At 35.3% G+C, this 22,971-nt stretch carries 20 protein-coding genes and 1 rRNA gene; 3 read left to right on the forward strand and 18 right to left on the reverse strand.

The window, feature by feature from the left end:
• The 6 genes from AC1EJ5_RS07275 to AC1EJ5_RS07300 all read right to left on the reverse strand — a co-directional run.
• A 16S ribosomal RNA gene (locus AC1EJ5_RS07275) occupies positions 1-963 on the reverse strand; the annotation flags it as partial.
• Between the two features lie 659 nt (positions 964-1,622).
• A complete protein-coding gene (locus AC1EJ5_RS07280; RefSeq protein WP_479815460.1) occupies positions 1,623-2,816 on the reverse strand; it encodes an ABC transporter ATP-binding protein in 1,194 nt (397 codons plus the stop codon).
• A gap of 1 nt (position 2,817) precedes the next feature.
• Positions 2,818-3,699, reverse strand: a complete 882-nt coding sequence (locus tag AC1EJ5_RS07285; RefSeq protein ID WP_223418517.1) for a carbohydrate ABC transporter permease — start codon at positions 3,697-3,699, stop codon at positions 2,818-2,820.
• Positions 3,683-4,423 carry a carbohydrate ABC transporter permease gene (locus AC1EJ5_RS07290; protein ID WP_223418514.1) on the reverse strand — a complete coding sequence of 247 codons (741 nt, stop codon included), beginning with the start codon at positions 4,421-4,423 and terminating at the stop codon, positions 3,683-3,685. The genes AC1EJ5_RS07285 and AC1EJ5_RS07290 overlap by 17 nt, the downstream gene beginning before the upstream one ends.
• 116 nt (positions 4,424-4,539) lie before the next feature.
• Entirely contained in the window at positions 4,540-5,925 is a 1,386-nt protein-coding gene (locus AC1EJ5_RS07295) for an ABC transporter substrate-binding protein (RefSeq protein WP_479815462.1), read from the reverse strand.
• 105 nt (positions 5,926-6,030) lie between these two features.
• On the reverse strand, positions 6,031-6,753 hold the full coding sequence (locus AC1EJ5_RS07300) for a glycerophosphodiester phosphodiesterase (protein ID WP_223418509.1): 723 nt from the start codon (positions 6,751-6,753) through the stop codon (positions 6,031-6,033).
• Between the two features lie 245 nt (positions 6,754-6,998).
• Between AC1EJ5_RS07300 and AC1EJ5_RS07305 the strand changes: the two genes are divergently transcribed.
• Positions 6,999-7,490 (forward strand): RNA polymerase sigma factor, encoded by a 492-nt coding sequence (locus AC1EJ5_RS07305; RefSeq protein ID WP_223418507.1) that lies wholly within the window; start codon positions 6,999-7,001, stop codon positions 7,488-7,490.
• Entirely contained in the window at positions 7,480-8,052 is a 573-nt protein-coding gene (locus tag AC1EJ5_RS07310) for a zf-HC2 domain-containing protein (protein WP_223418505.1), read from the forward strand. Before AC1EJ5_RS07305 ends, AC1EJ5_RS07310 begins: the two co-directional genes overlap by 11 nt.
• Before the next feature lie 90 nt (positions 8,053-8,142).
• Here the strand turns inward: AC1EJ5_RS07310 and AC1EJ5_RS07315 are convergent, their stop codons facing one another.
• The 12 genes from AC1EJ5_RS07315 to AC1EJ5_RS07370 form a co-directional block, all read right to left on the reverse strand.
• Positions 8,143-9,120: an ABC transporter permease gene (locus tag AC1EJ5_RS07315; protein WP_223418503.1), complete on the reverse strand. Its 978-nt coding sequence runs from the start codon at positions 9,118-9,120 to the stop codon at positions 8,143-8,145.
• A 14-nt stretch (positions 9,121-9,134) separates the two neighbouring features.
• Positions 9,135-10,643: a sugar ABC transporter ATP-binding protein gene (locus AC1EJ5_RS07320; protein WP_223418501.1), complete on the reverse strand. Its 1,509-nt coding sequence runs from the start codon at positions 10,641-10,643 to the stop codon at positions 9,135-9,137.
• 135 nt (positions 10,644-10,778) lie between these two features.
• Positions 10,779-11,840 (reverse strand): substrate-binding domain-containing protein, encoded by a 1,062-nt coding sequence (locus AC1EJ5_RS07325; RefSeq protein WP_479815466.1) that lies wholly within the window; start codon positions 11,838-11,840, stop codon positions 10,779-10,781.
• Positions 11,841-11,843: 3 nt separating this feature from the next.
• On the reverse strand, positions 11,844-12,500 hold the full coding sequence (deoC, locus tag AC1EJ5_RS07330; RefSeq protein WP_223418497.1) for a deoxyribose-phosphate aldolase: 657 nt from the start codon (positions 12,498-12,500) through the stop codon (positions 11,844-11,846).
• Positions 12,501-12,505: 5 nt separating this feature from the next.
• Positions 12,506-12,952 (reverse strand): RbsD/FucU family protein, encoded by a 447-nt coding sequence (locus AC1EJ5_RS07335; protein ID WP_223418495.1) that lies wholly within the window; start codon positions 12,950-12,952, stop codon positions 12,506-12,508.
• A gap of 9 nt (positions 12,953-12,961) precedes the next feature.
• Positions 12,962-13,888 (reverse strand): ribokinase, encoded by a 927-nt coding sequence (gene rbsK / locus AC1EJ5_RS07340; protein WP_479815468.1) that lies wholly within the window; start codon positions 13,886-13,888, stop codon positions 12,962-12,964.
• Positions 13,889-13,973: 85 nt separating this feature from the next.
• Complete coding sequence (locus tag AC1EJ5_RS07345) at positions 13,974-15,005, reverse strand: LacI family DNA-binding transcriptional regulator (protein WP_479815469.1); 1,032 nt, start codon at positions 15,003-15,005, stop codon at positions 13,974-13,976.
• Between the two features lie 393 nt (positions 15,006-15,398).
• Positions 15,399-17,177 carry an oligoendopeptidase F gene (gene pepF, locus AC1EJ5_RS07350; RefSeq protein WP_348938382.1) on the reverse strand — a complete coding sequence of 593 codons (1,779 nt, stop codon included), beginning with the start codon at positions 17,175-17,177 and terminating at the stop codon, positions 15,399-15,401.
• A 12-nt stretch (positions 17,178-17,189) separates the two neighbouring features.
• Entirely contained in the window at positions 17,190-18,014 is an 825-nt protein-coding gene (locus tag AC1EJ5_RS07355) for a hypothetical protein (protein WP_479815471.1), read from the reverse strand.
• Positions 18,015-18,698, reverse strand: a complete 684-nt coding sequence (locus tag AC1EJ5_RS07360) for a rhomboid family intramembrane serine protease (RefSeq protein WP_223418483.1) — start codon at positions 18,696-18,698, stop codon at positions 18,015-18,017. It lies immediately after the preceding gene.
• Between the two features lie 14 nt (positions 18,699-18,712).
• Positions 18,713-19,810, reverse strand: coding sequence for a glycerate kinase (locus AC1EJ5_RS07365; protein ID WP_308748818.1), 1,098 nt, complete (start codon positions 19,808-19,810; stop codon positions 18,713-18,715).
• 593 nt (positions 19,811-20,403) lie between these two features.
• The gene (locus AC1EJ5_RS07370; RefSeq protein ID WP_479815474.1) at positions 20,404-21,648 is read right to left on the reverse strand and encodes an L-cysteine desulfidase family protein; all 1,245 of its coding nucleotides are present in this window, start codon (positions 21,646-21,648) and stop codon (positions 20,404-20,406) included.
• 414 nt (positions 21,649-22,062) lie between these two features.
• On the opposite strand from AC1EJ5_RS07370, the gene AC1EJ5_RS07375 reads away from it, so the two are divergent.
• On the forward strand, positions 22,063-22,968 hold the full coding sequence (locus AC1EJ5_RS07375) for a DMT family transporter (RefSeq protein ID WP_308748820.1): 906 nt from the start codon (positions 22,063-22,065) through the stop codon (positions 22,966-22,968).
• The last annotated feature ends 3 nt before the right edge of the window (positions 22,969-22,971 follow it).

Raw genomic sequence — 22,971 nt, forward strand, 5'->3', positions numbered from 1 at the left:
AGGTTCTTCGCGTTGCGTCGAATTAAACCACATGCTCCGCTGCTTGTGCGGGTCCCCGTCAATTCCTTTGAGTTTCACGCTTGCGCGCGTACTCCCCAGGCGGAGTGTTTAATGCGTTAGCTGCGGCACCCAGATTTACTCCAGACACCTAACACTCATCGTTTACGGCGTGGACTACCAGGGTATCTAATCCTGTTTGCTACCCACGCTTTCGTACCTCAGCGTCAGGTTATGGCCAGAAAGTCGCCTTCGCCACCGGTATTCCTCCTAATATCTGCGCATTTCACCGCTACACTAGGAATTCCACTTTCCCTTCCATACCTCAAGATGAGCAGTTTTAAAAGCTTACTATAGTTGAGCTATAGGATTTCACTTCTAACTTGCTTACCCGCCTACGTACCCTTTACGCCCAATGATTCCGGACAACGCTCGGACCTTACGTATTACCGCGGCTGCTGGCACGTAATTAGCCGGTCCTTATTCCTATGGTACTGTCATTTTCTTCCCATAGAAAAGATTTTTACAACCCGAAGGCCTTCTAAATCACGCGGCGTCGCTGCATCAGGGTTTCCCCCATTGTGCAAAATTCCCCACTGCTGCCTCCCGTAGGAGTCTGGGCCGTGTCTCAGTCCCAATGTGGCCGTACACTCTCTCAAGCCGGCTACTGATCGCTGTCTTGGTGGGCCGTTACCCCACCAACTAACTAATCAGACGCAAGTCCATCTTAGAGCGATAAATCTTTGACCAAGGCCTCATGCGAGGTTATGGTTTCATAGGGTATTATTCTTCGTTTCCAAAGGCTATCCCCTTCTCTAAGGCAGGTTACTCACGCGTTACTCACCCGTCCGCCACTAATCCACTTAAATTCACTCCGAAGAGATCATTTAAGTTTCATCGTTCGACTTGCATGTGTTATGCACGCCGCCAGCGTTAATCCTGAGCCAGGATCAAACTCTCATTAAAAATTTGTAATGAGTGTCATTTTATTCTGACTCTGTCATTTACATCTGACTTATATATCAAATGCGTGATTTAAAATTCTTTTTCAAGAATCATTACTGTAAAGAAATTTAACTAGGTTATAGTTGTTATTCTTTTAAAGTAATTATTAATATTCCTTTTTGGAATAGTAGTAATTAACTTTATCAATCTTCTATATAATTTTAATCGATAAGACTAGGTCTTATCTAGGTTCAATGTCGCTAACTTGTTGCGACTTTTATATAATACCACTTAACTTTTATCTTGTCAAATATTTTTTGAAGTTTTTCTCAAATATTTGCACATTTTTGATAAATGCCTTAAGCAGCATTAATATAAGTATACGATATAGATTTTACTTTGTCAAATATTTTTGCAAATATTTTTTTAGGCCCTTTAGGACCTGTCTACATCGTGCCTATATATAGTACTGCCCTATATATAGCTTGTCAACTAGTTTTCCTAAAATCTTTTCATTTTTCTTGTTTTTATTTTTTCCTTCTATAATATATGTACAAGTTTATGCTAGCATAATCATCTCATATCTTTTCATTTATTTTCTATATTTCTTCTAACCAGTTTTTCCGCATTAAAAAAGCAGGTCATTTTAAGAAGACCTACTAATTCTTTTTATTGATAATTCAATATGTTATTTTTTCACTTTCTATTTTTTCTTCTTTTACACTTTCTTTGTTTATCATATCTTCTATTAATATATTTTTAATATCTGTTTTCTTTTCTGGATATGATATACATTCTTCTGTTTTTATATCAAATAGGTAAGTATTTTCTAGGTTAATGCTAACTGGTATTTCTTTTTCTGTTATTATTGGATCTTGAGGTTTGAAACGCATTACTATTGGTTCTTTATTTTCCTTTATTATATATCCATAGGTGTCAGAGCCCATGTATTCTACATTATCAAAGACTACTTTAATATCTGAGTCTTCGTCATAAGTAAATTCTTCTGTTCTTATTCCCAAAAGGACTTTGCTATTTTTTGCTTCATAACTTACCAAGTCTTTTATTTTTATTGGTGGTAGTTGACGCTTTTTGCCAAATATTTCTACATAAAAGTCTGAACCATCCCTATATAGATTTGTTTCTATGACATTCATCTTTGGTGAACCTATGAATTGTCCTATAAACCTATTTTTTGGTTTATAATAAAGATTTAAAGGGGTGTCAAATTGGACTAGTTCTCCTTCATTTATTACTGCTATCCTATCTCCCATTGTCATTGCTTCTATTTGATCGTGGGTTACATAGATGAAGGTTGTCTTTAATTCGTTGTGAAGCCTTACTATCTCTGTTCTCATTTCAACTCTTAATTTAGCATCCAAGTTTGATAGGGGTTCGTCTAATAAAAACACTTTTGGATTTCTAACCATGGCCCTACCTAGGGCTACTCTTTGCCTTTGTCCGCCTGAAAGTTGGGCTGGCTTTCTGTCTAGTAATTCTTCTAATTTTAATGTTTTCGCTATATTTTCTACTTTTTCGCTAATTTCCTTTTTATTTACTTTTTGCATTTTTAAGGCAAAGCCCATATTTTCTCTAATGGTCATGTGTGGATATAGGGCGTAGGATTGAAATACCATTGCTATGTCTCTGTCTTTAGATGACACGTCATTCATAATTTTATCATCAATTAGAAATTTTCCTTCTGATATGTTTTCAAGGCCTGCTATCATCCTAAGTGTTGTTGATTTGCCGCAGCCCGAAGGTCCTACCAACACTACAAACTCTTCATCTTTTATATCTAAATTCATATTTTTTACTGCTTCAAAACCGTTGTCATAGATTTTTGAAACATTTTCTAATTTTACTCTTGCCATTTTATCCCTTTACTGCTCCTGTTGTTAGTCCCTTTACCATGTTTTTCTGAGCAAACATGAATATTATAAGTGATGGTATCATACAAATTACAACCCCTGCTATCATTAATAGCATTGATTGGGCGTCTGCTGAGTTTAGCATTGATATACCAATTTGAACTGTTCTATACCTGTCAGAACCTGTTATTAGTAAAGGCCACATATACATATTCCACGCTCCTAGAAAGGACTGAACTGCTAAGGCTCCAATTGTTGGTTTTGATAGGGGAATTAGAATTCTAAAAATAAAGCCTAGATCACTTGTCCCATCCATCTTACTTGCTTCATATATATCCATTGGAAAAGACTGAAAAGCCTGTCTAAACAAAAATATTCCCATAGCGCTTGTTAGGTAGGGTGCCACCAGTCCAAAAAATGAATCTGCAAAGCCCCAACCAGATATCATCAAAAAATTTGATATAATTGTTGTTTCTCCAGGTATCATCGTTGTTGCCATAATTATTGCAAACAAAAGCCCCTTCTTTTTGAAATCTAAGAAGTGAAGAGCGAAGGCTGCAAATATTGCTGTCATAGTTTGAAAAAATGTTATTATTATGGATACTATTAGCGAATTTACTATATATCCTTCTATGGGAGCAATTTTAAATACATCCTTGTAATTTTCTATGCTTGGATTTGCTGTAAAAAAAGTTTTATTGTATAGCTCATAGGAAGGCTTAATACTCATCACAAAGGCATAGATTATAGGAAATAATACAAAAATCACCACAATAATATTTAAAACTAGCCTTATACCTATGGCCTTATCTATTTTTTTACTTCTTGGCTTTGCGGTTTTATTAAAAAGTCTGAAGTTATCTATATCATTACTTGTTCTTTGCATTTTTTACTCCGTTCGACCTAAAAGCGATAATTGTTAATACCATTACTATGAAAAATAAAACCACTGATTCTGCTGATGCGTATCCATACCTGTAGTTCATAAAGGCATTTTTGTAAATATCGTGGACTATAACATTGGTTGATTCACCTGGTCCACCCTGGGTTAATAATTTAATTTGTCCAAAAGATTGGAAGGCGTTTATAATATTTGTAACAACCACAAAGAACATAATAGGTCTAATTGATGGTAGGGTTACGTTTTTAAACTGATTAATGGAATTGGCTCCATCCATAGATGCAGCCTCATACAAACTATCGTCTATTCCCGCAAGACCTGATGAAAAATACAAAAAATTAAGACCTGAATTTAGCCATGCTGTGAGAACTCCTACGCTTAGTAAGGCCCAACTAGGATCTGCTAGCCAATTTATATTTGTTTTTAATATAACATTTAAAATACCAACAGACTGGTTTAGCATTACTCTAAATACCAAAGCCATGCCCGATGATGCTATAGCTATGGGTAGGGAGTAGGATGCTGAAAAAAGTCTAATAGCTGGAAAATTAACCCTACATAAAAGAGCTGTAGCAAATCCTAAAAGAACTCCTAAGACTACTACTATTAATACATATATAAAAGTCACCCTTATACTATTCCAAAAAGATGACGAAGATAGAAGATCTGTATAATTTTCTAAACCAATAAATATTGTATTATTTCCCATATTATCCGTAGCGTACAGACTACGGATAATAGTCTGTACGAATGGATAAAATACAAATATCACTAATAGAGCCAAGGCTGGTAGCATGTACAAGTAGGCTTTATTATTGTATTTTCTCATTTTTTGTTAACCTTGTTATAAGATTCTAGAGCCTTATCGATTTCTTCTGACATTTTTTTGCTAGCTTCTTCTGGGCTTAGCTTGTCATTTAGCATCTCTTCAATATATTTTTCTACAATTTGACGAGATTCTTGGAAAACTGTCGCAAGGGCTCCTTGGTCTTCTGGTTTTGAATCGTGTAATTGGTCAATAGCTGTTTCAAATTGTGGGGATTTCTTTATTAATTCCTTGAAATCATCAGTATCAAGTACTCCCTTATTAACTGGGAAATAACCTGTATTTGCATTCCAATAAGTTTGAGATTCAACACTTACCAAAAACTTGATAAAGTCCCAAGTTCCCTTCATTTTTTCTTCATCGCCTGAGTTTAATGCATATAGTGAAGCCCCACCAATTGATACACCATGGTTATCACTTGCCTTTATTCCAGGAAAATATGCTGTACCTACTTCAAACCTATCTCCAACTTCTGATAAAATTTGTGCAAGAGATGCAGTAGATGCAAAGCACATAGCACTGGTGCCAGCCTTAAATTCTGGATCACCGCCTTGTTTACCAACATTTGGTGCAATACCTTCATCTTTTAGCTCTTTCCAAGCTGTAAGGATATTTTTAACTCCACCATTTTCATCAAAAACACTTTTACTTGGGTTAGCATCTCTACCGTTGTTATTGTCGAACAACTCTAGTCCTTGTTTACTCATGAATTGTTCAACCCACCAACCGTAAACACTCATAGAAATTGGCATATCAGTCACACCAGAATCTTTTAGCTTCTTGCCAACTTCTTTCATCTCTTCAAGAGATTTTGGCACTTCAACTCCTGCCTCATCAAACATATCTTTGTTGTAATATAAAAGTGGGGTTGAAGAGTTAAATGGCATAGAATTTAGCTTGCCATCAACTGTGTAGTAGGCAAGAAGATTATCTTCAAGCTGGCTGGTGTCATAATTTTCTTCATCAACAAAATCTTGAATAGGTTTAATCAAGCCGGAATCAATCATATATCTTGTACCAAGGTCGAAAACTTGTACAAGATCAGCTCCAACATCCTTGCCTGATGCAGATGATCTAAGTTTTGTTAAGGCATCATCATATTCACCTTGAAATTCTGCCTTAACTATATATTTGTCTTGAGAATTGTTATACTCTTCTACAAGGTGGTCAATAGCGTCATTAAGGTTACCACCCATTGAATGCCAAAAAACTATAGTTGTTTTGCCATTTGCATCGGCTTTACCATCTTCTTTATTAACTTCTTCACTACTAGCAGCCTTATCTTTATTTTCTTCCTTAGCTGCATCTTCATTACGACCTGCACAGGCAGTTAGGCTAACAAACATCAACACTAACATAAGTTTAGTAAAAATTTTTTTAAACATAGTTCCTCCAAATAAAAATTCTTTACTACAAGAGTATAAAGGATATTTGTCAAAACTATTTTTTATAATTGTAAAATTTAAGTAAAACTTAAACGATAAACTTTATTATTTGTCCTTCTTCATTAAAATTTGACCAACTCGATTAGGGAAATCAGTTATAAGACCTGTAATGCCGTCTTTTACATATTGGCCAAAATCATAATCAGAAATGCCAAACCAAAGATTAATCCCTATGTTATTTTCCTTAAATATCGCTATAATCTCTTCATCAACAGAGAAATTAAGAGGATGAAAATATTCACAACCCAGATTTTTTACATAATCCCAAGGCCTATAAAGTCTTGAAGACTCTAAGACACCACAGCTGATATTTTTGTCAATATTTTTTACCCTAACAAGGCTTTCGTGATTAAAAGAAGAAATAATAATCTTATCTTTAAGACAATAGGCCTTTATCATTTCATAAATTTTTTCTTCTATCTCAGGATAATCAATAATAGAGTTTTTAATCTCAATATTAGTAAGAAAATCCTTGTCCTTAATAAAATCAAAATATTCTTCAAGGGTTGGAATCTTTTCCTCATAGGCTGGGAAAAGTTTGCTAGCATTAGCTGTTTTTAACTCCCTAAGAGTGAAGTCCTTAACCAGCCCTTCCATATCTGTAGTCCTATCAAGTTTTTCGTCGTGGATAATAACAAGTTCTTTATCCTTAGTCAAATGAACATCAAATTCCACACCATCAGCACCTATTTCAACTGCTTTCTTAAAAGCAAGCATGGTATTTTCCGGATATTCCCCTTTAAAACCTCTGTGAGCAATATTTAACATACTTTCTCCTTTACTTTTTCTTTAAATATTAGCCTAATTTTGTAAAGCAAATATTAAGTGACAGTAAATTTTAAATAAAAAATAATCCGTCTAGGTCCTTATCCAACTTGTAAAATACCTATAATTTATTATAGCTTTAATAAAATTTTTAATTACATTTTGTAACAAAATTAAATCCCATCCGTTATTATAGTAGAAAGGCTCTTAAGTGAGGTAGAGTATTTCATATAAGTAAGGAGAAGGTTATGGATTTTGCAAAAATTTATGAGGATTATAATAGGGATGTATATAGGTTTGCCCTTAGTTTGTGCAAAAACCAAGATTTAGCTATCGATATTTGCCATGAGACCTTTGCCAAGGCCATGGATAAGATAGACACCTTTGATGGTTCACAAGATATAAGGGCATGGCTTTTTACTATTGCTCGTAATACTCTTTATGATTTTTACAGAAAAAATAATAAAATAAATCCCGATTATGACCTATCCATAGTTGAGGATAAGAAGATATCCTTTGTCGAAGACCTCGCCAATGATGACCTTGCTCTTAAAGTCCACACCTTTCTCCATTCCATGAAAGAACCTTACAAGGAGGCTTTTAATCTCAGAGTCTTTGGAGAGCTTGATTATAAAAGCATCGGCCAAATTTTTGGCAAAACCGATACCCGGGCCAGGGTCACTTTTTACAGGGCCAAGAACATGATTATAGATTATTTGGAGGAAGAAAATGAAATATGAATGTGATATAGTTAAGGACTTAATTCCCTTATATATTGATGATGTTTTAAGCGAAAATTCAAAGATTTTTGTAAAAGACCACATTGACTCTTGCGAAGCTTGCAGAAAATATTACGAAAAATTATCCAGTGATGTTAAAATCCCTGTTAGCAGAGAAACTAGAAAATATGACCTAAAACCGATGGAATATTTAAAGGCCAGTCTTTCTAGGAAAATTATTAGAAGAGTCTTGGCTGTCGTCCTTGTGATAGGATTCTTTGTAGGAAGCTTTATTTTTGCTACTCGATATGAAATGCCAGTTGATTCATCTAAGGTGGATTTTTACGAAAAAGATGATTATTTGATGATGAAATACGATGGCCAGGGCGATCTCCTCTACAGTGCAAACGCCTCTTGGGAGAACAGAAAAGTCTGGACTATAAGGTTTTGGCAGACCCCATTGGAAAAATACCTACCACCCCTATATAAAAAAGAAAAATACACCAAAGACTCAATGCCCCTTTATAAAGTTAAAAAAGTCTATGACGAGGACGGAAATGTTTTATGGGAAAAGAAGGATTGATACAGATTTTTGAGAACCTAAAAACCCGAAGATGTTATGCTTCTTCGGGTTTTTGTCTTATATATATTCATTTTAAGAGGGTAATACTTGCTATTTTTGTTTTGCTAACCTACTATTCCTGTACATATCAAATGCTACTGCAAAGAGGATTATAACACCACTTGTTATCTCTAGTATATGGGTATTTAATCCGAATTGAACACCAGCATTGTTTATTAATATCATTAGGATGGTTCCTAGTACTGTTCCTATCATTGATCCACGTCCACCACTTAGTGATGCTCCACCTATAACAGCTGCTGCTATGGCGTTCATTTCATAGCCTTCACCTCCTGTTGGTAGGGCACTTTGAACTCTTGCTGCTAGCAATATTCCAGCGACGGCATATAATAAACCAGCTAGGGTGTAAGTTGCTATATACATCTTTCTTACATTGATTCCGCTAAGTTTAGCTACATTTTCTCCTGATCCAAGTATATAAATATTCCTACCAAATATTGTATATCTTAGGAGCAAAAATATAGCTATTGCCACTACTATCCATATCAAGGCAAGTACCGGAAATAATCCAAGCACTGTTGAGTTCCCAAGGGCTAGAATCCTTTCATCAAGACCACTTACTGTCAAGGCATTACTTATTATTTTGGTAATACCACCTACAACAGTAGATGTTCCCAGTGTTGCTATCATTGGTGGGATTTTAAATTTATATATTATCACTCCATTTACAAAACCTGAAACTAATCCTACTAGAATTGCTGCTAGCAAGGTTATAGCAAGGCCAAGTTCTGTATCTCTTTGTAAGATAGCAAGTACCATGCAGGATAAACCAGCTATAGCACCACAAGAGATGTCTATTCCACCTGTTATTATTATGAATGTTTGAGCTACTGCTAGTACTCCTACTATAGCACACTGTTTCATAAGGTTTGTTATGTTATATTGGGTCATAAAGTTATCTGTAAATATAGAAGTTATTATAAACAATCCTAATATAATAAATACCAAACTAAATTCAGTGTTATTAGTAAGACTTGCTAAATTTGTCTTTTTTATTTTATTATTCATTATCAACTCCAAATTTATACTGATGTTTTCTTTAAGATATCATCTTCATGTAATTTCTCAATTTCTGCCTTTGTGTATTCTGCCGTAATCCTGCCTTTAGCCATTACTATTAGCCTATCTGATAATCCCATAACTTCTGGCAAATATGATGAAATCAGGATTATAGCTTTCTTTTCCGCAATTAGCCTTTCCATTATTTGGAATATTTCTTGTTTGGCTCCAACATCTACACCTACTGTTGGTTCATCAAAAATAAGAATATCAGGGTTAGCATTTAAGAGTTTTGAGATTACTACCTTTTGTTGATTTCCGCCTGATAAATGTGAAACTACTTGATTACATGATGGCGTCTTGATTCTTAGATCTTCAATGGATTGGTCAGCTCTATTTTTTTCTTTATCTAATGAGATAACGTTTCTTTTACTTATCAAATCATAAGAATTCATGTTTGAATTTACTTTTATAGATAGGGGCAAGGCTAACCCATCTTCTCTTCTATCTTCTGTTAGAAATCCTAGGCCGTTTTTTAAGGCCTTGGAGACTGAGTCGATATTTACTTTTTCTCCCTTGATATATATCTCGCCACTTTCTCTCTTGTCAACGCCATATATACCTCTCATCAACTCGCTTCGTCCTGATCCGACCAGGCCAAAAAATCCTAATATCTCTCCTTCTCTAACATTAAAAGATATATCCTGATAGTTCATATTATCACTAAAGTTCTCAACTCTCAAAACTTCTTGACCGGGTTGTTGATGTTTTATATCATAAATATCAGTCATCTTTCTTCCGACCATTAAGGATATTAGCTTGTCTTTATCAACCTCGTCTACCTTTTTTGTATCAACATATTTTCCATCTTTTAATATTGTAACGCTATCGCATATTTCCATTATTTCTTCTAGTCTGTGAGATATGTATATAATACTTACACCTTGATTTTTAAGTTCTTCTATGAAGTTAAAGAGTTTTTCTACTTTTTCATTTTCTAATAGGGCTGTAGGTTCATCAAATATTACCAATCTTATTGTATCGTTTGTAGATATTTTACTGATAGTAATCATAGCCTGCATGGCTAATGGTAAGGTGTTTATTTTAGCCTTGGGATTTATGTCTAAGTCGAATTTATCAAGCACTTTTTTGCATTCATTATACATATCATTCCAGTTTATAATTCCATTTTTTGATGGCTGCTTACCTAAAAAATAATTTTCGGCTACAGATAAATTTGGAGCAATATTTACATCTTGATAGTTGGCAAAAACACCATTGTTTTGGGCTTCTATCGCATCTTTGTTTTCAATCCACTCGCTTCCATTGTTTAGATATATATGGCCCGAATTTTGTTTTTCAACTCCCATTATACATTTTATAAGAGTAGATTTGCCTGCTCCATTTTCCCCTACCAAAGCATGAACTTCACCTTTTTTTATAGAAAATGATACATTATCGAGAGCTGTTACACCAGGATATACCTTGATTACATTCTCAACTTTCAATATCAAATTATTGTCTTTGTCCATGTTCACCTCTCATTCGAAACCTGCTATTTTAACATTCCTAATAATATCTATAGGCTTCTCTTTATTAGTTTTATTAATTTCAGAGAAGCCTAAGATTCTTTTATCTATCTAGCATATAACAAATTTCATTACAACTTATTTTTTCAATAAGGTTGGATCTAATAATTCTTTTATTTTTTGATCTTCCATGTTGTCTTTGTCAACTATGCTTGGAGGACAATTTACTTGTTTCTTTTCTTCTGGGTTTTTGCCGTTGATTAGAGTTTCAATAGCATTTTTCATTCCAAGATAACCTTGTTCATAAGCATTTTGAACAATTATTGCATCAATGACTCCATCTTTTAAAGCTTTGATTTCTGTGTCATCTGAGTCAACTGCAACTGTAACTATCTTATCTTTTAGCTTTGCTCCTTCTACTGCTAGGGCAACGCCGTTACCAGTGATGTTATTTCCTGCGAACATACCCATTAACTTATCGCCGTATGTTGAAATTATATTTTCAGCATTTGATTGAGCTTTTTCAACTACGTTTCCGTTATAGTAAGTATCTGTTTGTTCAAGTTCTGGTGCATGTTCTTTTACATATTCTCTAAAACCAATAACTCTTTGGTCTAAGGCTTCGTTTTCTACGTTTGTGTTAATTCCAACTATGCCTTCTCCAATATTCTTAGCTTCTTTAGCTTTTAGGAATGCTTCTCCAGCCATTTCACCAATAGTTTTATTTGAGCAGTAGTAGAATTGGTTATAGGTCTCTTCGTGAGCTCCGTCATCGCCTATACCTAGACCACAGTTAACAAAGTTTAGAACTATACCATTGTCTGTAGCTTCTTTTGCTTTTGGTACTGTTGAGTCTATAGCTAAGGTTGCGGTAATGATTGCATCTGGTTTTTTAGCTATGGCTTGTTCAAAAGCAGTAACATATTCTTCTGTTTGACCTTCTTCTGATGGGCCTACTATAGAATAATTGATTTTGATGCCGTGTTCTTCTTCCATATCTTTTATTGCATTTTCAATACCTATACCAACGTGAGTCCAAAATTGAGATGCTGTAGATGGTGTAAGGTATACAATGTCATAAGAGTCTTTCTTGCCCTCGGTCTTTTCTTCGCCCTTTTTTTCTTCTTTTTTAGCTCCACCACAAGAAGCAAGTATCATTACTAGTGCCAAAACTAAACTTAACAACCTAAATTTCTTCATTTTTTACTCCCTATTTTTTAATTCTTCCATAATTTGTACAGATGCAGAAGCGCCTATCCTGCTAGCTCCTGCTTCGATAAATTTTTCTACATCTTCAAGAGTTCTTATTCCCCCAGATGCTTTTACACCCATGTCTTCGCCGACAGTTTCCCTCATCAATCTAACATCCTCAACCTTAGCGCCCGCTGTGCTAAATCCAGTTGATGTTTTTACAAAGTCAGCTCCAGCTTTTTTAGCAATTTGACAAACTTTAACCTTCTCATCGTCAGTTAATAGGCATGTTTCTATGATTACTTTTAATATTTTTTGTCCACAAACTTCTTTAAGCTTGCCTATTTCTTCCTCCAAATAACCATAATCCTTATCCTTAAGGGCTGATATGTTTATAACCATATCTATCTCATCAGCCCCATTGTCAATCGCATACTTTGTTTCAAAAACTTTGGCCTCTGTACTCATAGCTCCTAAAGGAAAACCAACAACAACAGTTAGGTCTACACCGCTATCTTCCAGTTCTTTTTTTACCAATTTTGCAAAAGATGAATTTACACAGACAGACTTAAACTTATACTCTATCGCCTCCTTACAAATTTTTATAACATCTTCCTTCTTAGCGTCAGCCTTCAATAATGTATGATCAATATATTTATTAATTTCCATTTGTTTTACATAACTCCCTTTTGGATTATAAAGCATCCATAGGCTTCTCTTTCACTTGTGCAAACTGTCACAAAAGCCCTTCCTGCTTTTTCATAGAACTTGCTTCTCTCTATTTCTCCAACTTGTTCCTTAGTTAAACCGTGTTTTTCACAAACCCTTATGCAATCATCCCAAACCTTTGGTCTTTGGCTTAAATTGATATTTGCATCAGCATCTGGAATCATATACTCAACTGGATAAGCTTCATATTCAGTATCAAGTGGAAATAATTTTAAAATCGCATCAAGCATTTCTGGCGCTGTATTTCCTTTTGCATTTATGCTTCTGCCGTTAGGTGTCTTGGAATATGGTGGATAAAAATCATCTGCTATTACCAAAATATCCCCGTGACCCATATCTGCTAACGCTTTTAAAAGCTCTGAACTAATCTCTGTTGGTATTCCTTTTAACATAATTGCCTCCTAATTATTTCTTTCACTTAAGAACTTATCAACTTCTTCTCTACTTGGCATAGCTGGAGTTGTGCCCAATTTTTGAACTGACAAGGCTGCTACAGCATTTGCAAAAACTGCACTATCCCAAATATCTTTGCCTTCTGATAAACTAGCTAAAAAGCCACCATTAAAGGCATCGCCAGCGCCAGTTGTATCCACAGCCTTAACTTTAAATGAATCTATTATTTCTTCTTTTTTACCATCTGAAACGAAAACCCCTTGTGAACCCAGGGTAATAAGTACATTCAAAACTCCCTTTTCCCTAAATATGGCAGCTGCTTTCTTTGCATTTTCAAGACAATCAACTTTAACCCCTGTTATAGCTTCCGCTTCCACCTCGTTTGGTGTAACCATGTAAAGGTTTTTATAAAAATCATCACCAACTTCAACATAAGGAGCTGTATTAACTATGACCTTAGTATTATTTTTTAAGGCAAGTTCCTTAATTCTTTCATTAGCGTCTTGGTTTACCTCATATTGCAATAAAACATAATCAGCTTCCTTGATTAAATTTTCTAAAGAATTAACTTCTTCTATTTTTATATCACTACAAGCTGATGGAACAACTGTAATTTGGTTATCTCCTGTGTTTTCGTCCACCATTATTAAGGCAATTCCAGTTTGTTTTTTCTCAGAAGTCAAAATATATTCCTTATTCATGTTAAGATCTTGCATGACATTCAAGCATACATCTGCAAAACTATCCTTACCGAGTTTTGTAACCATAGCCATATCAGCTCCAGCCTTGTGACAAGCAACCCCTTGGTTAAAACCTTTTCCTCCTGCACCCATTTGAAAATACGAACCCTTCACCGTTTCTGAACGTGATGGTAAGTGTGGTGACCTAGCCATAAGATCCACAACAAAACTTCCAAAAACTACTACCTTACTCATACTACCTCCTATACTTGATATTTTATTATTGTAATCGATTACAATTTTTCTTAAAAAAATCTTATTTATATTTTTTTACAAAGACCTATTCTCTATGTTTAAATTTTTCCGATCCATTCAGGCTTAAATAGCATTCTAAAACTATTCTCTTAGGTTTAAAATCTACGCCCTCATTTCTCTTATCTATCCTATCTAGCAAAACTTTAGCTGCAATCTTACCTTGCTGTTCAGCATCTCTTCCAACATAGGAAAAAATATAGTCTATCACTCTAAATGGGTTGATTTCATCAAATCCTATTATAGAAATATCCTCACCTATCTTATAATTTTTTTCTTTAAGGTATTTCAGCGCCCCTAAGCTTGTCATATTATTGCTTAGAAAAATTGCAGTAGGTGGATTCTCTAAGTTAAGCAAACGCTTAGTCTGTTCGTAGGCCATACTTACCTTGAAATCTCCTGATACTATATATTCTTCTTTTATAGGTATATTATTTTCCCTTAAGGCTTCTATATACCCCCTATACCTGCTATTACCAGGAGTAGAAGTGATCGGTCCTGTGATAATAGCTATATCCCTGTGACCTTCCTTTATCAGCGCGTTTACAGCTTTTTTTGCCCCACATTCATTGTCAACAAAAACAGCATCCAAACTAATCCCCTCTATATTCCTATCCAATAGGACTACGGGGGTTTTCATTTTTAATGAGAGTTTTTTTAATTTTTCCAAAGTATTCTTATCTTTAGAAGAAACAGGCGAAATTATCAATCCACTTAGCCTTTCTTCAAAAATAGAATGCAGGGCCTTGGATTCATTTTTTAAATTCTCGTCAGTATTGTAAAACAAGACCTGGAATCCATTTTCATCCATCACCTTACTAATTCCATTTATGGCACTAGAAAAAAATTCGTTAGTGATATCAGCAACTATAACCCCGATTTTATTAGAAAATTTTTGGTGGAGATTCCTAGCTATATTGTTTGGTATATAATCATTCTCTTCAATTACCTGGAGAACTTTTTTCCTTGTTGCATCACTTACATAAGGAGAGTCATTCAAGACCCTAGATACAGTTGTTGTAGATACTCCCGAAAGTTTAGCGATAGATTTTATATTCATATTATTCCTCTGTTTAAATTATTATTGTTATTATTATATCATACTTGGAATATAAAAATCACGCTTTGTAATCGATACCATTTCTTGTTATTTTTATAATATCACAAAAAAATACTAATGTAAAGGTTTTTTTATAAAATATTACGAGATTTTTTACCTTGTGAAGCGAAAACTTGATTATATCTAAATCTCTCCGAGCCTTAAACCTTGTAATATTAACACTTATATGGATTTATATCCATATTTTTCAAATTGATGGAAAATTATTTGTTTGTATCCATTACTTTTTATTTCTATAATAGAAAACGTTTCCGACAACAATGGAATTTTATAAACTTTAAAATTGGGCAAAGAAAAAGAACCCAGTTATTAAAGCTAGGTTCTTTCTATTCTTTATAAAATTGCTTGTCTTAAGTCTTTCATAGCCTTTCTAGCTACTTCCATTGCTGATTCCATGGCTTCTTTGTTTGTCATGTCGACTCCTGCTTTTTTGAGGACTTCGATTGGGTATTCGCTTTCGCCTGCTTTTAGGAAGCCTAGGTAAGCTTCTCTGTCGGCGTCTGTGCCATGAAGGATTTTTTGGCTTAGGGCTACTGCACTCATAAAGCCTGTTGCGTATTGGAATACGTAGTAGAACATATAGAAGTGTGGGATTCTTGCCCATTCTGATGCTATATAGTCATCTACTTTAATGTCTTTGCCGAAAAGTTCTTCGTTTAATTCTTTGTAGATTGCGTGGAGTCTTTCTGCTGGGATTGGCTCTGCGTTTTCTACTAATTTATTTACCTTGTGTTCAAATTCTGCAAACATTGTTTGTCTGAATACTGTTGATTTGAATTGGTTTACAAAGTAGTTTAATAGATATTTTGTTTCAGCTTCTGATTGGCTGTGGTCAAGCATGTAATTTAATAGCAAGAGCTCGTTGGTTGTTGATGCAATCTCTGCTAAGAAGATTGAGTAAGAACCATAGAAATATGGTTGTTCACGTCTTGTATAGTAAGAGTGCATTGAGTGGCCTAGTTCGTGAACTATAGTGAATAGGTCGTTGATTGAGTTGGTGTGGTTTAATAAGATAAATGGTTGGGTGTCGTAAGATCCTGATGAATATGCACCAGACCTTTTGCCGTCGTTTGGCATTACGTCAAACCATCTTGTTTCAAAACCTTCTTTGGCAACTTTTACATATTCTTCGCCAAGTGGCTTGATTGCTTCAAGGACAATTTCTTTTGCTTCGTCAAAGTCAATTTGCCTGTCATAATCTTCTACTAATGGTACATAAATATCGTGGAAACCTAAATCATCTACTCCAAGATATTCTTTCCTAAGTGTGGTGTAGTCTCTGTGAATACCAGCGTTTTCGTGAACAACTTCTAATAAATTGTCGTAAATTTCCTCTGGTATATTATTTGCAAAAAGGCTCATTTCCCTAGCTGACTTGTAGCCTCTTAATTTTGCTTCTACATTATGGGCTGTAAATTCACCGTCAAGTGTAGATGCAAGGGTGTTAGAAAATTGTCTGTAAGTTTGGTAGTATTTTTCATAAACTTCGCGTCTAAAGTCCCTGTCTGGGTCTTCTTGAAGGGTTACGAAATTAGCATTTGTAATGGCTATTTCTTCGCCGTCTTTTTTGACGCTTGGGAAACTTAGGTCGGCGTTGTTAAAAATCATGTAAGTATTTTGTGGGTTGTTTTTTAACTTACCAAAGGCTGCAAGGATTGATTCGCTTTTTGCATCTAGAACGTGGTCTTTTGCCCTAAATTTGTCTTCAAAATAGTGTTTTAGGTATGAAAGCTCTGGATCTTCTAGGTACTTATCGATAATTTTCTCATCTGTGGATAGGATTTCTGGTGAAATGAAAGATAGTTCACTTGATGCGTAAACATAAGTATTTTGAGCTACTTGGCTCATTTCTTGGTACTTGCTTACTGTGGTATCTTCATCTGATTTTAAAGATGAATAAACAAAGGCTTTTTCCATCTTTCTTGAAAATTCTTCTTCTAATTTTAGGTAAGATTTGAAGGTCTCAAGGTCACTAGTTATTTTTCCCTTAAATTTCTTAAGTTCTTCTACAAGGCTCTTAATTTCCTCAATATCCTTATAAAATCCCTCATCATCAGCATAGATTGATGAGGTGTCCCATTTTAATCTTTCTTCAACTTCACTTCTTTTCATTATTTCCTCCTCTTATTTTATGCTTAAAATCGCATCATTTTGGTCTTTACCAAGTAATTTTAATTCCATTATCCTAGCCTTACTTGGGCTTGGCATGAGGCCTACAAGGACCTTCCTGCCGTTTATTTCTGCTTTTATATTTTCACTTTCGATTTTATATAGTCCAAAGATTTCCTTGAGATATTCCTCTTCCTTGTCAATTCTTTTGGAAATTGCCATCTCAAGATCAGATGGATTTGGATTTTCGCTTATTTCTACAGGTTTACTCATCCTATATACATTTACATTCACATCGTCGATAGAGTTTTCAAAGTGAAAAGAGTCTATCAATGACATGTACTTGTTGTAAATATAATAAGCACTCTTAGTCTCATTGCCGTCAACCACAACCTGGCTCACTATTAGAGATGGCCCAGATTCTGCATCGACAATGTCAATATCAACCTGACTAAAAATATTATCGCTAGTTACCAAAGGCCCATATTCCTTTTCGACAAGATTGTCATTATCCTTAAAAGAAAGGACTGTCGTATAGGAAGTTGGGCTATAGGATGATTCTAGGACTTCGATTCCTATTTCCCTTCCAGCAAAGTTAAACTTCTTTAGAAAACCCATAGCATCATTTAAGTAAATTTTGCTAGACATGCGGCCCTTGCCATAAAGGTCTTCAAAATCCACCCTATCTTTAGGATCTGTATCTTCTATATACTTGATTTCTGGAAATTCCATTTTCTCTTCGCTTACATTCTCCCCCTTATCCTCCTTAAATTCGCTCTGTGATTCAAAACCACATGCGGAAAGGCTAAGGGCAAGGATGAGTGCTAAAACTATCTTCATCTAGACTCCTATCATAGACCTAAGGCCAATCTTGTAGAGGGCAAAAGCTCCACCCAATAAGATTATTAGGGAAATAAGGCGTCTTGTAGTAGCAAGGTCCCTGCCTAAAATAGGGAAAATCCCCACTAGGATAAAACCTGCGATAAAACCACCAAGATGGCCGTAAACCCCAACGCCAGGTGCTAACAAGGAATAAATCACATTTATCACCACAACAGAGACAAAGCTTGCCCCGAAGCTCCTGATGATTTCATCATTCCTATAGGTCACCATCATGCCGATGGCAAGGCCTAACATGCCATAAAGGCTGGTTGATGCACCAGCTGATACTGTATAAGGATCGCCAAAAGCGAAGGATATAAGGTTTCCAAAAATCCCTGAAACTAAGTAAATTATCAAAAAGTTTACTGACCCATACATTCTTTCGAAAATCGGACCCAAACTATAGAAAAAATACATGTTAAAAAGGATATGGAAAAATCCTATATGGATAAAAGACGCTGTAAAAAGCCTCCACCACTCACCTTGGGCCACAAGAATTTTGGAATTTGCCCCAAATCTTATTAAGTTTTCAATACTTTCGCTACCGCCACTTAGGCTCATCAAGATAAATACGATTATATTTATAATCATAAGACCCGATGTCACCTTGGATTGGCTAAGTCTTTCTAAATTTATATTCATAAGTCTACTATACCCTAATTTTTTTCCGTCAAAATAGACTTGTCAAGACTCCTAGCAAGACTTCCTATCTCCTTGTGGATGTCTTTTCTATCGTAGGCGTCTTTGAGTCTGTAGGTATAAACCAGGTCGAAATCTCCCCTGTTTTCAATCTTTTCTCCGTCCTTATCTTGGAGGAAAATAATCTTGATGTCTTTTTTGTATCTTTTAGCAAGACTTGCCACATTTATAGAAGCGGCTCCATTAAATTGATCCACATTTTCACCAAGGATAAAGACATCTTTGTCCTTGATAAGGTCTTTGAAATCGACAGTTTCAAGGATGAAGTCCATTGATTTTGAAATATTTGCCCTAAAGAACATATAAAGGGCCCAGGCAACTCCTCCGCCAGATCCCATGGCAGGCATATCTACAGGGCCTGTTCCCAAGCTGTCTTCAATTACCTTTTTAAAATGCTTGCAGCCCTTAAAAAGCCTAGCTGTGTCGTAGTCGCTGGCACCTTTTCTGTAAACCCTATCTTCGAGGAAAGAATTTTCTCCAAAAAGAGTTTGATTGGTGGATGTGGCAATCTTGATATTAACCCCTCTGAGTCTTTCATCAAATCCAGTCATATCAACCCTTACGACTCTTTCCATATTTTCTGCAATAGGATTTAGGTCGTTTTCTTCCTCGTCAAAAAATCTGACCCCAAGGGCATAGAGCATGCCCATGCCAAGGTCATTTGTCGCTGTATCACCAATACCTATATAAAAGGACCTAGCCCCGTTGTTAAGACCATCTAAGACCATTTCCCCAAAACCAAGAGAAGATGACTCCATAACCCTGAGCTCTTCCTTATAAAGAAGCCTGATACCAGAAGACTCAGCCATCTCCATCACGGCAAGGTCGTCTTTTAGTATGTATCTGGCTGTAATAACATCATTTAGAGGGTTGTGGACGTTGACATACTTGTATTTGCCCTTGATAATGGCCTGCATGGCTTCAACTGTTCCCTCGCCCCCATCTAGAAAAGGCATGACCTCAACATCCGATGAAAGGTTGGCCTTAAATATATTTCCGATTTCAACTGAATTTTCAAAAGTTTTTATTGAATCTATTCCTACTAAAGTTTTCATCTCAACTCCAATCTCTAGTATTTATACCCGAAATCATAAAAAATATTGATAAGTTTTTAACAAAACTAACAAATTTTTCTAAAAAGCTTTACATATTGGCTAATTCTTGCTATACTAAATAGGAAAGTTCGTAAAATTAACGAACTTAGCTGTTTAACTCAGGGAGAAATCCCACCCATTAGAGACCATTAGTAAACTAATGGTCTTTTTTAATGGTAGTAAAAAACATTGTAAACAATGTTTTTTACGGTTCTCACAATTTTACAAGGACGAAGTCCGCAGGAAAATTGATGAGAAACCTTATGTAATTTTTTATTGAGGCTGCGACGAATAGGAGCAGCTGAAATAAAAACATTACGTTCTTTACAAAATTTCCATAGGAAATTTTGGTCTGCATTGTGAGCAAAATTTTTACGGTTCTCACAATTTTACAAGGACGAAGTCCGCAGGAAAATTGATGAGAAACCTTGTGTAATTTTTTGCAAGTGACGCGACGAATAGGAGCGTTATTTGCAAAAACATTACGATATATACGAACACCTACCAATAAATTCCCTTTCCCCTTGCCCAAATTCGGCTATATAGAAAAATCTCTATTTATTAATCATTTCATTTAAAATTACCCTATCAGTTTCTCTCATGCCTTTTTGGGCTATGTTTCCAACCCTTTCTATCATTTTGTCAATATCATCACTTACAATTCCGTCGCCGAATTTAAAGGAATTGCCCGTTTTGGCTTGGATATAGGCCATATTTGCGACTTTCAAACTTGATGCGATTTTGGCTGCACAAGACTCCTTGGCTCCGTCACATAAAAGGCCAGAATTAGTTGCTAGGGCGTTTATGATGGTAGATTTTATTATTTCCTTATCTTCATTTTTGACAAAGGCAAGGCCAGCAATGGCGGCCGCTCCTGCAGAAACAACTCCACAATAGGCAGAAAGTTCACCAATGCCTTCTTTGATATAAAGGGCGATTAGATTAGCAAAAATCAATCCCCTGTAGAGCGAATCTTTGCTACAATTATTATCCTCACAATATAAAATTATAGGAACTGACACTGTCACCCCTTGGTTTCCCGAGCCTGAATTTATCACAACTGGCTTTTCGCAACCTGCCATACGGGCATCAGATCCCGCTGCTGCATAGGCTATGTATTTTTCTATTGGTTTTCCATTTGCTTCTGATAACAAAATTTTCCCGATATTAGCTCCCCAAGGATTTTCCATGCCTTCCTTGGCTATGGCATAATTATAGGCGATTTCCTTATCAAGGATGTCTATAAGCCTTGAATAGTCACCATTTTTTGCAAAATCATAAATCCTATCGAAATTCAATTGCTTAATAGACTCTTCCGCTCTTTTTTCGCATCTTTTATCGAGGATTACTTGGTTATTTTTGCTCTCATAGACAATATTTGTGTGGTGATCACTTATGATAACTTCCGACCTAGAAGACTCCCCTTCCATTGATATATCAATATAAAGCCCTACCTTATCGTGGTCTAAAGAAACATCAACTAGACCCTTTGTGAGCAGTTCGTCCATGTAGGCGAGCTTTGACTTGTCTATGCCAGAAATCACCTCTAATTTTTTCCTATAATCTCCCAGAAAAGCTCCAACAGCCAAGGAAATTTCTATTCCCTTTCTCCCCTCTGTTCCTGGCACTTTTACACTGTTGGCGTTTTTTATAATATTTCCCGATAGGGTGGCGTGGATTTTTCTGGGATTTTCTCCCAAAAGATCTTTGGCTCTGCTAGCTGCCAAGGCAAGGGCAACTGGCTCCGTGCACCCATAGGCAGGGACCATTTTTTCTAGTAAAAGTTCACAAAAATCCATAGGCTCCTCTTCTTTCTATTAAAATTTAAATAACTATTGTTTTATTTTTAAAAAAAACGATTTCATAGCTACTTTACAAAAAAACTGCAATTTTAATCTCGTCAATTATTTTTTTAAACTAATATCTAGATCATAGTATTTATAATTATTCCTAAATTAGCTGGTATATTAAATATTCACTAGGATTATACCGTATATATTCACTCATAAAAACGAAATCATGTATATTTGTTTTTTTATTTTCCCTTGCTAATTTCTACAAGAGTCCTCTATTATAAAATCCCAAATAATTTTACTGCCCTAATTTTTATAGATGATTTTTTTCGATTTCTAAAACCAAGCCTTACTCTTTTGCTAAAATCTTTTTATTTGGTAAAGTCTTACTAGCAGAAAAAATTTTACCAGGAGGTTAATTTGTTAAAAAATAAGAAAAACGCGATTATATTTTCAATTTTCGCCATGCTTTTGTGGGGTTCAGCCATTCCTACAATAAAAACCACCTATGCCGAATTGGCCATCAACCCATTAGATACAGGTGCAAAAATTCTCATAGCTGGCATGAGGTTTTTTATGGCGGGGATTATTACTTTTATATATTTAGGCCTTTTCAATAAGGAAAAAATAAAGAAAAATGAAATAAATTGGAAATTTATTATTTTTATAGGCATCATCCAGACCTTCATCCAATATATTTTCTATTATATAGGCCTCTCCCACATAGCAGGAGTCAAATCGTCTATAATTCAGGCTTCAAACTCCTTTATTGTTGTGATTTTCTCCCTCCTCTTGCTGCCTGGGGATAAGATTAATAAAAATATGATTATTGCCCTAATCCTCGGCACAGCAGGCATTATCATCACAAACATGGGAAAAGCTGGCGGAGATGCTGGTTTTAAGCTAACTGGCGACGGCTTTATCCTGATGTCTACAACAGTTAACGCCCTTTGCACAGTTCTTATAAGAAAATACGGTCAAAAGGAAAATTCCTACTTCCTCATGGCCATGCAATTTATTATCGGGGCGACTTTGATGATAATAACAGGTCTTATCCTAAGAGATGGAAATCTTCACTTTAACCTCAAGGCTATTATTTTATTACTTTACGCCGCCTTCATTTCGGCAACCGCCTTTACTATTTGGACACTTGTGCTTAAATACCATTCTGCTGGAGAGTTTGGAATTTACAAACTTTTTGTGCCGCTTTTTGGCTCTATCCTTTCTGTCCTAACCCTTGGTGAAGCTTTTACTACTAACCTCGCAATCGGAATGGTTTTAGTCTTATCAGGTTCTCTGATTTTAAATTTGAATAAAGCCTCTTAGACT

This window comes from Anaerococcus sp. C0059F3 (assembly GCF_056590475.1).

Bases quoted from the DNA above. Each gene is read 5' to 3' on its own strand.
- AC1EJ5_RS07280 (WP_479815460.1), bottom strand. From the start codon at position 2,816: ATGGCAAGAGTAAAATTAGAAAATGTTTCAAAAATCTATGACAACGGT.
- AC1EJ5_RS07285 (WP_223418517.1), bottom strand. From the start codon at position 3,699: ATGCAAAGAACAAGTAATGATATAGATAACTTCAGACTTTTTAATAAA.
- AC1EJ5_RS07290 (WP_223418514.1), bottom strand. From the start codon at position 4,423: ATGGGAAATAATACAATATTTATTGGTTTAGAAAATTATACAGATCTT.
- AC1EJ5_RS07295 (WP_479815462.1), bottom strand. From the start codon at position 5,925: ATGTTTAAAAAAATTTTTACTAAACTTATGTTAGTGTTGATGTTTGTT.
- AC1EJ5_RS07300 (WP_223418509.1), bottom strand. From the start codon at position 6,753: ATGTTAAATATTGCTCACAGAGGTTTTAAAGGGGAATATCCGGAAAAT.
- AC1EJ5_RS07305 (WP_223418507.1), top strand. From the start codon at position 6,999: ATGGATTTTGCAAAAATTTATGAGGATTATAATAGGGATGTATATAGG.
- AC1EJ5_RS07310 (WP_223418505.1), top strand. From the start codon at position 7,480: ATGAAATATGAATGTGATATAGTTAAGGACTTAATTCCCTTATATATT.
- AC1EJ5_RS07315 (WP_223418503.1), bottom strand. From the start codon at position 9,120: ATGAATAATAAAATAAAAAAGACAAATTTAGCAAGTCTTACTAATAAC.
- AC1EJ5_RS07320 (WP_223418501.1), bottom strand. From the start codon at position 10,643: ATGGACAAAGACAATAATTTGATATTGAAAGTTGAGAATGTAATCAAG.
- AC1EJ5_RS07325 (WP_479815466.1), bottom strand. From the start codon at position 11,840: ATGAAGAAATTTAGGTTGTTAAGTTTAGTTTTGGCACTAGTAATGATA.
- deoC (WP_223418497.1), bottom strand. From the start codon at position 12,500: ATGGAAATTAATAAATATATTGATCATACATTATTGAAGGCTGACGCT.
- AC1EJ5_RS07335 (WP_223418495.1), bottom strand. From the start codon at position 12,952: ATGTTAAAAGGAATACCAACAGAGATTAGTTCAGAGCTTTTAAAAGCG.
- rbsK (WP_479815468.1), bottom strand. From the start codon at position 13,888: ATGAGTAAGGTAGTAGTTTTTGGAAGTTTTGTTGTGGATCTTATGGCT.
- AC1EJ5_RS07345 (WP_479815469.1), bottom strand. From the start codon at position 15,005: ATGAATATAAAATCTATCGCTAAACTTTCGGGAGTATCTACAACAACT.
- pepF (WP_348938382.1), bottom strand. From the start codon at position 17,177: ATGAAAAGAAGTGAAGTTGAAGAAAGATTAAAATGGGACACCTCATCA.
- AC1EJ5_RS07355 (WP_479815471.1), bottom strand. From the start codon at position 18,014: ATGAAGATAGTTTTAGCACTCATCCTTGCCCTTAGCCTTTCCGCATGT.
- AC1EJ5_RS07360 (WP_223418483.1), bottom strand. From the start codon at position 18,698: ATGAATATAAATTTAGAAAGACTTAGCCAATCCAAGGTGACATCGGGT.
- AC1EJ5_RS07365 (WP_308748818.1), bottom strand. From the start codon at position 19,810: ATGAAAACTTTAGTAGGAATAGATTCAATAAAAACTTTTGAAAATTCA.
- AC1EJ5_RS07370 (WP_479815474.1), bottom strand. From the start codon at position 21,648: ATGGATTTTTGTGAACTTTTACTAGAAAAAATGGTCCCTGCCTATGGG.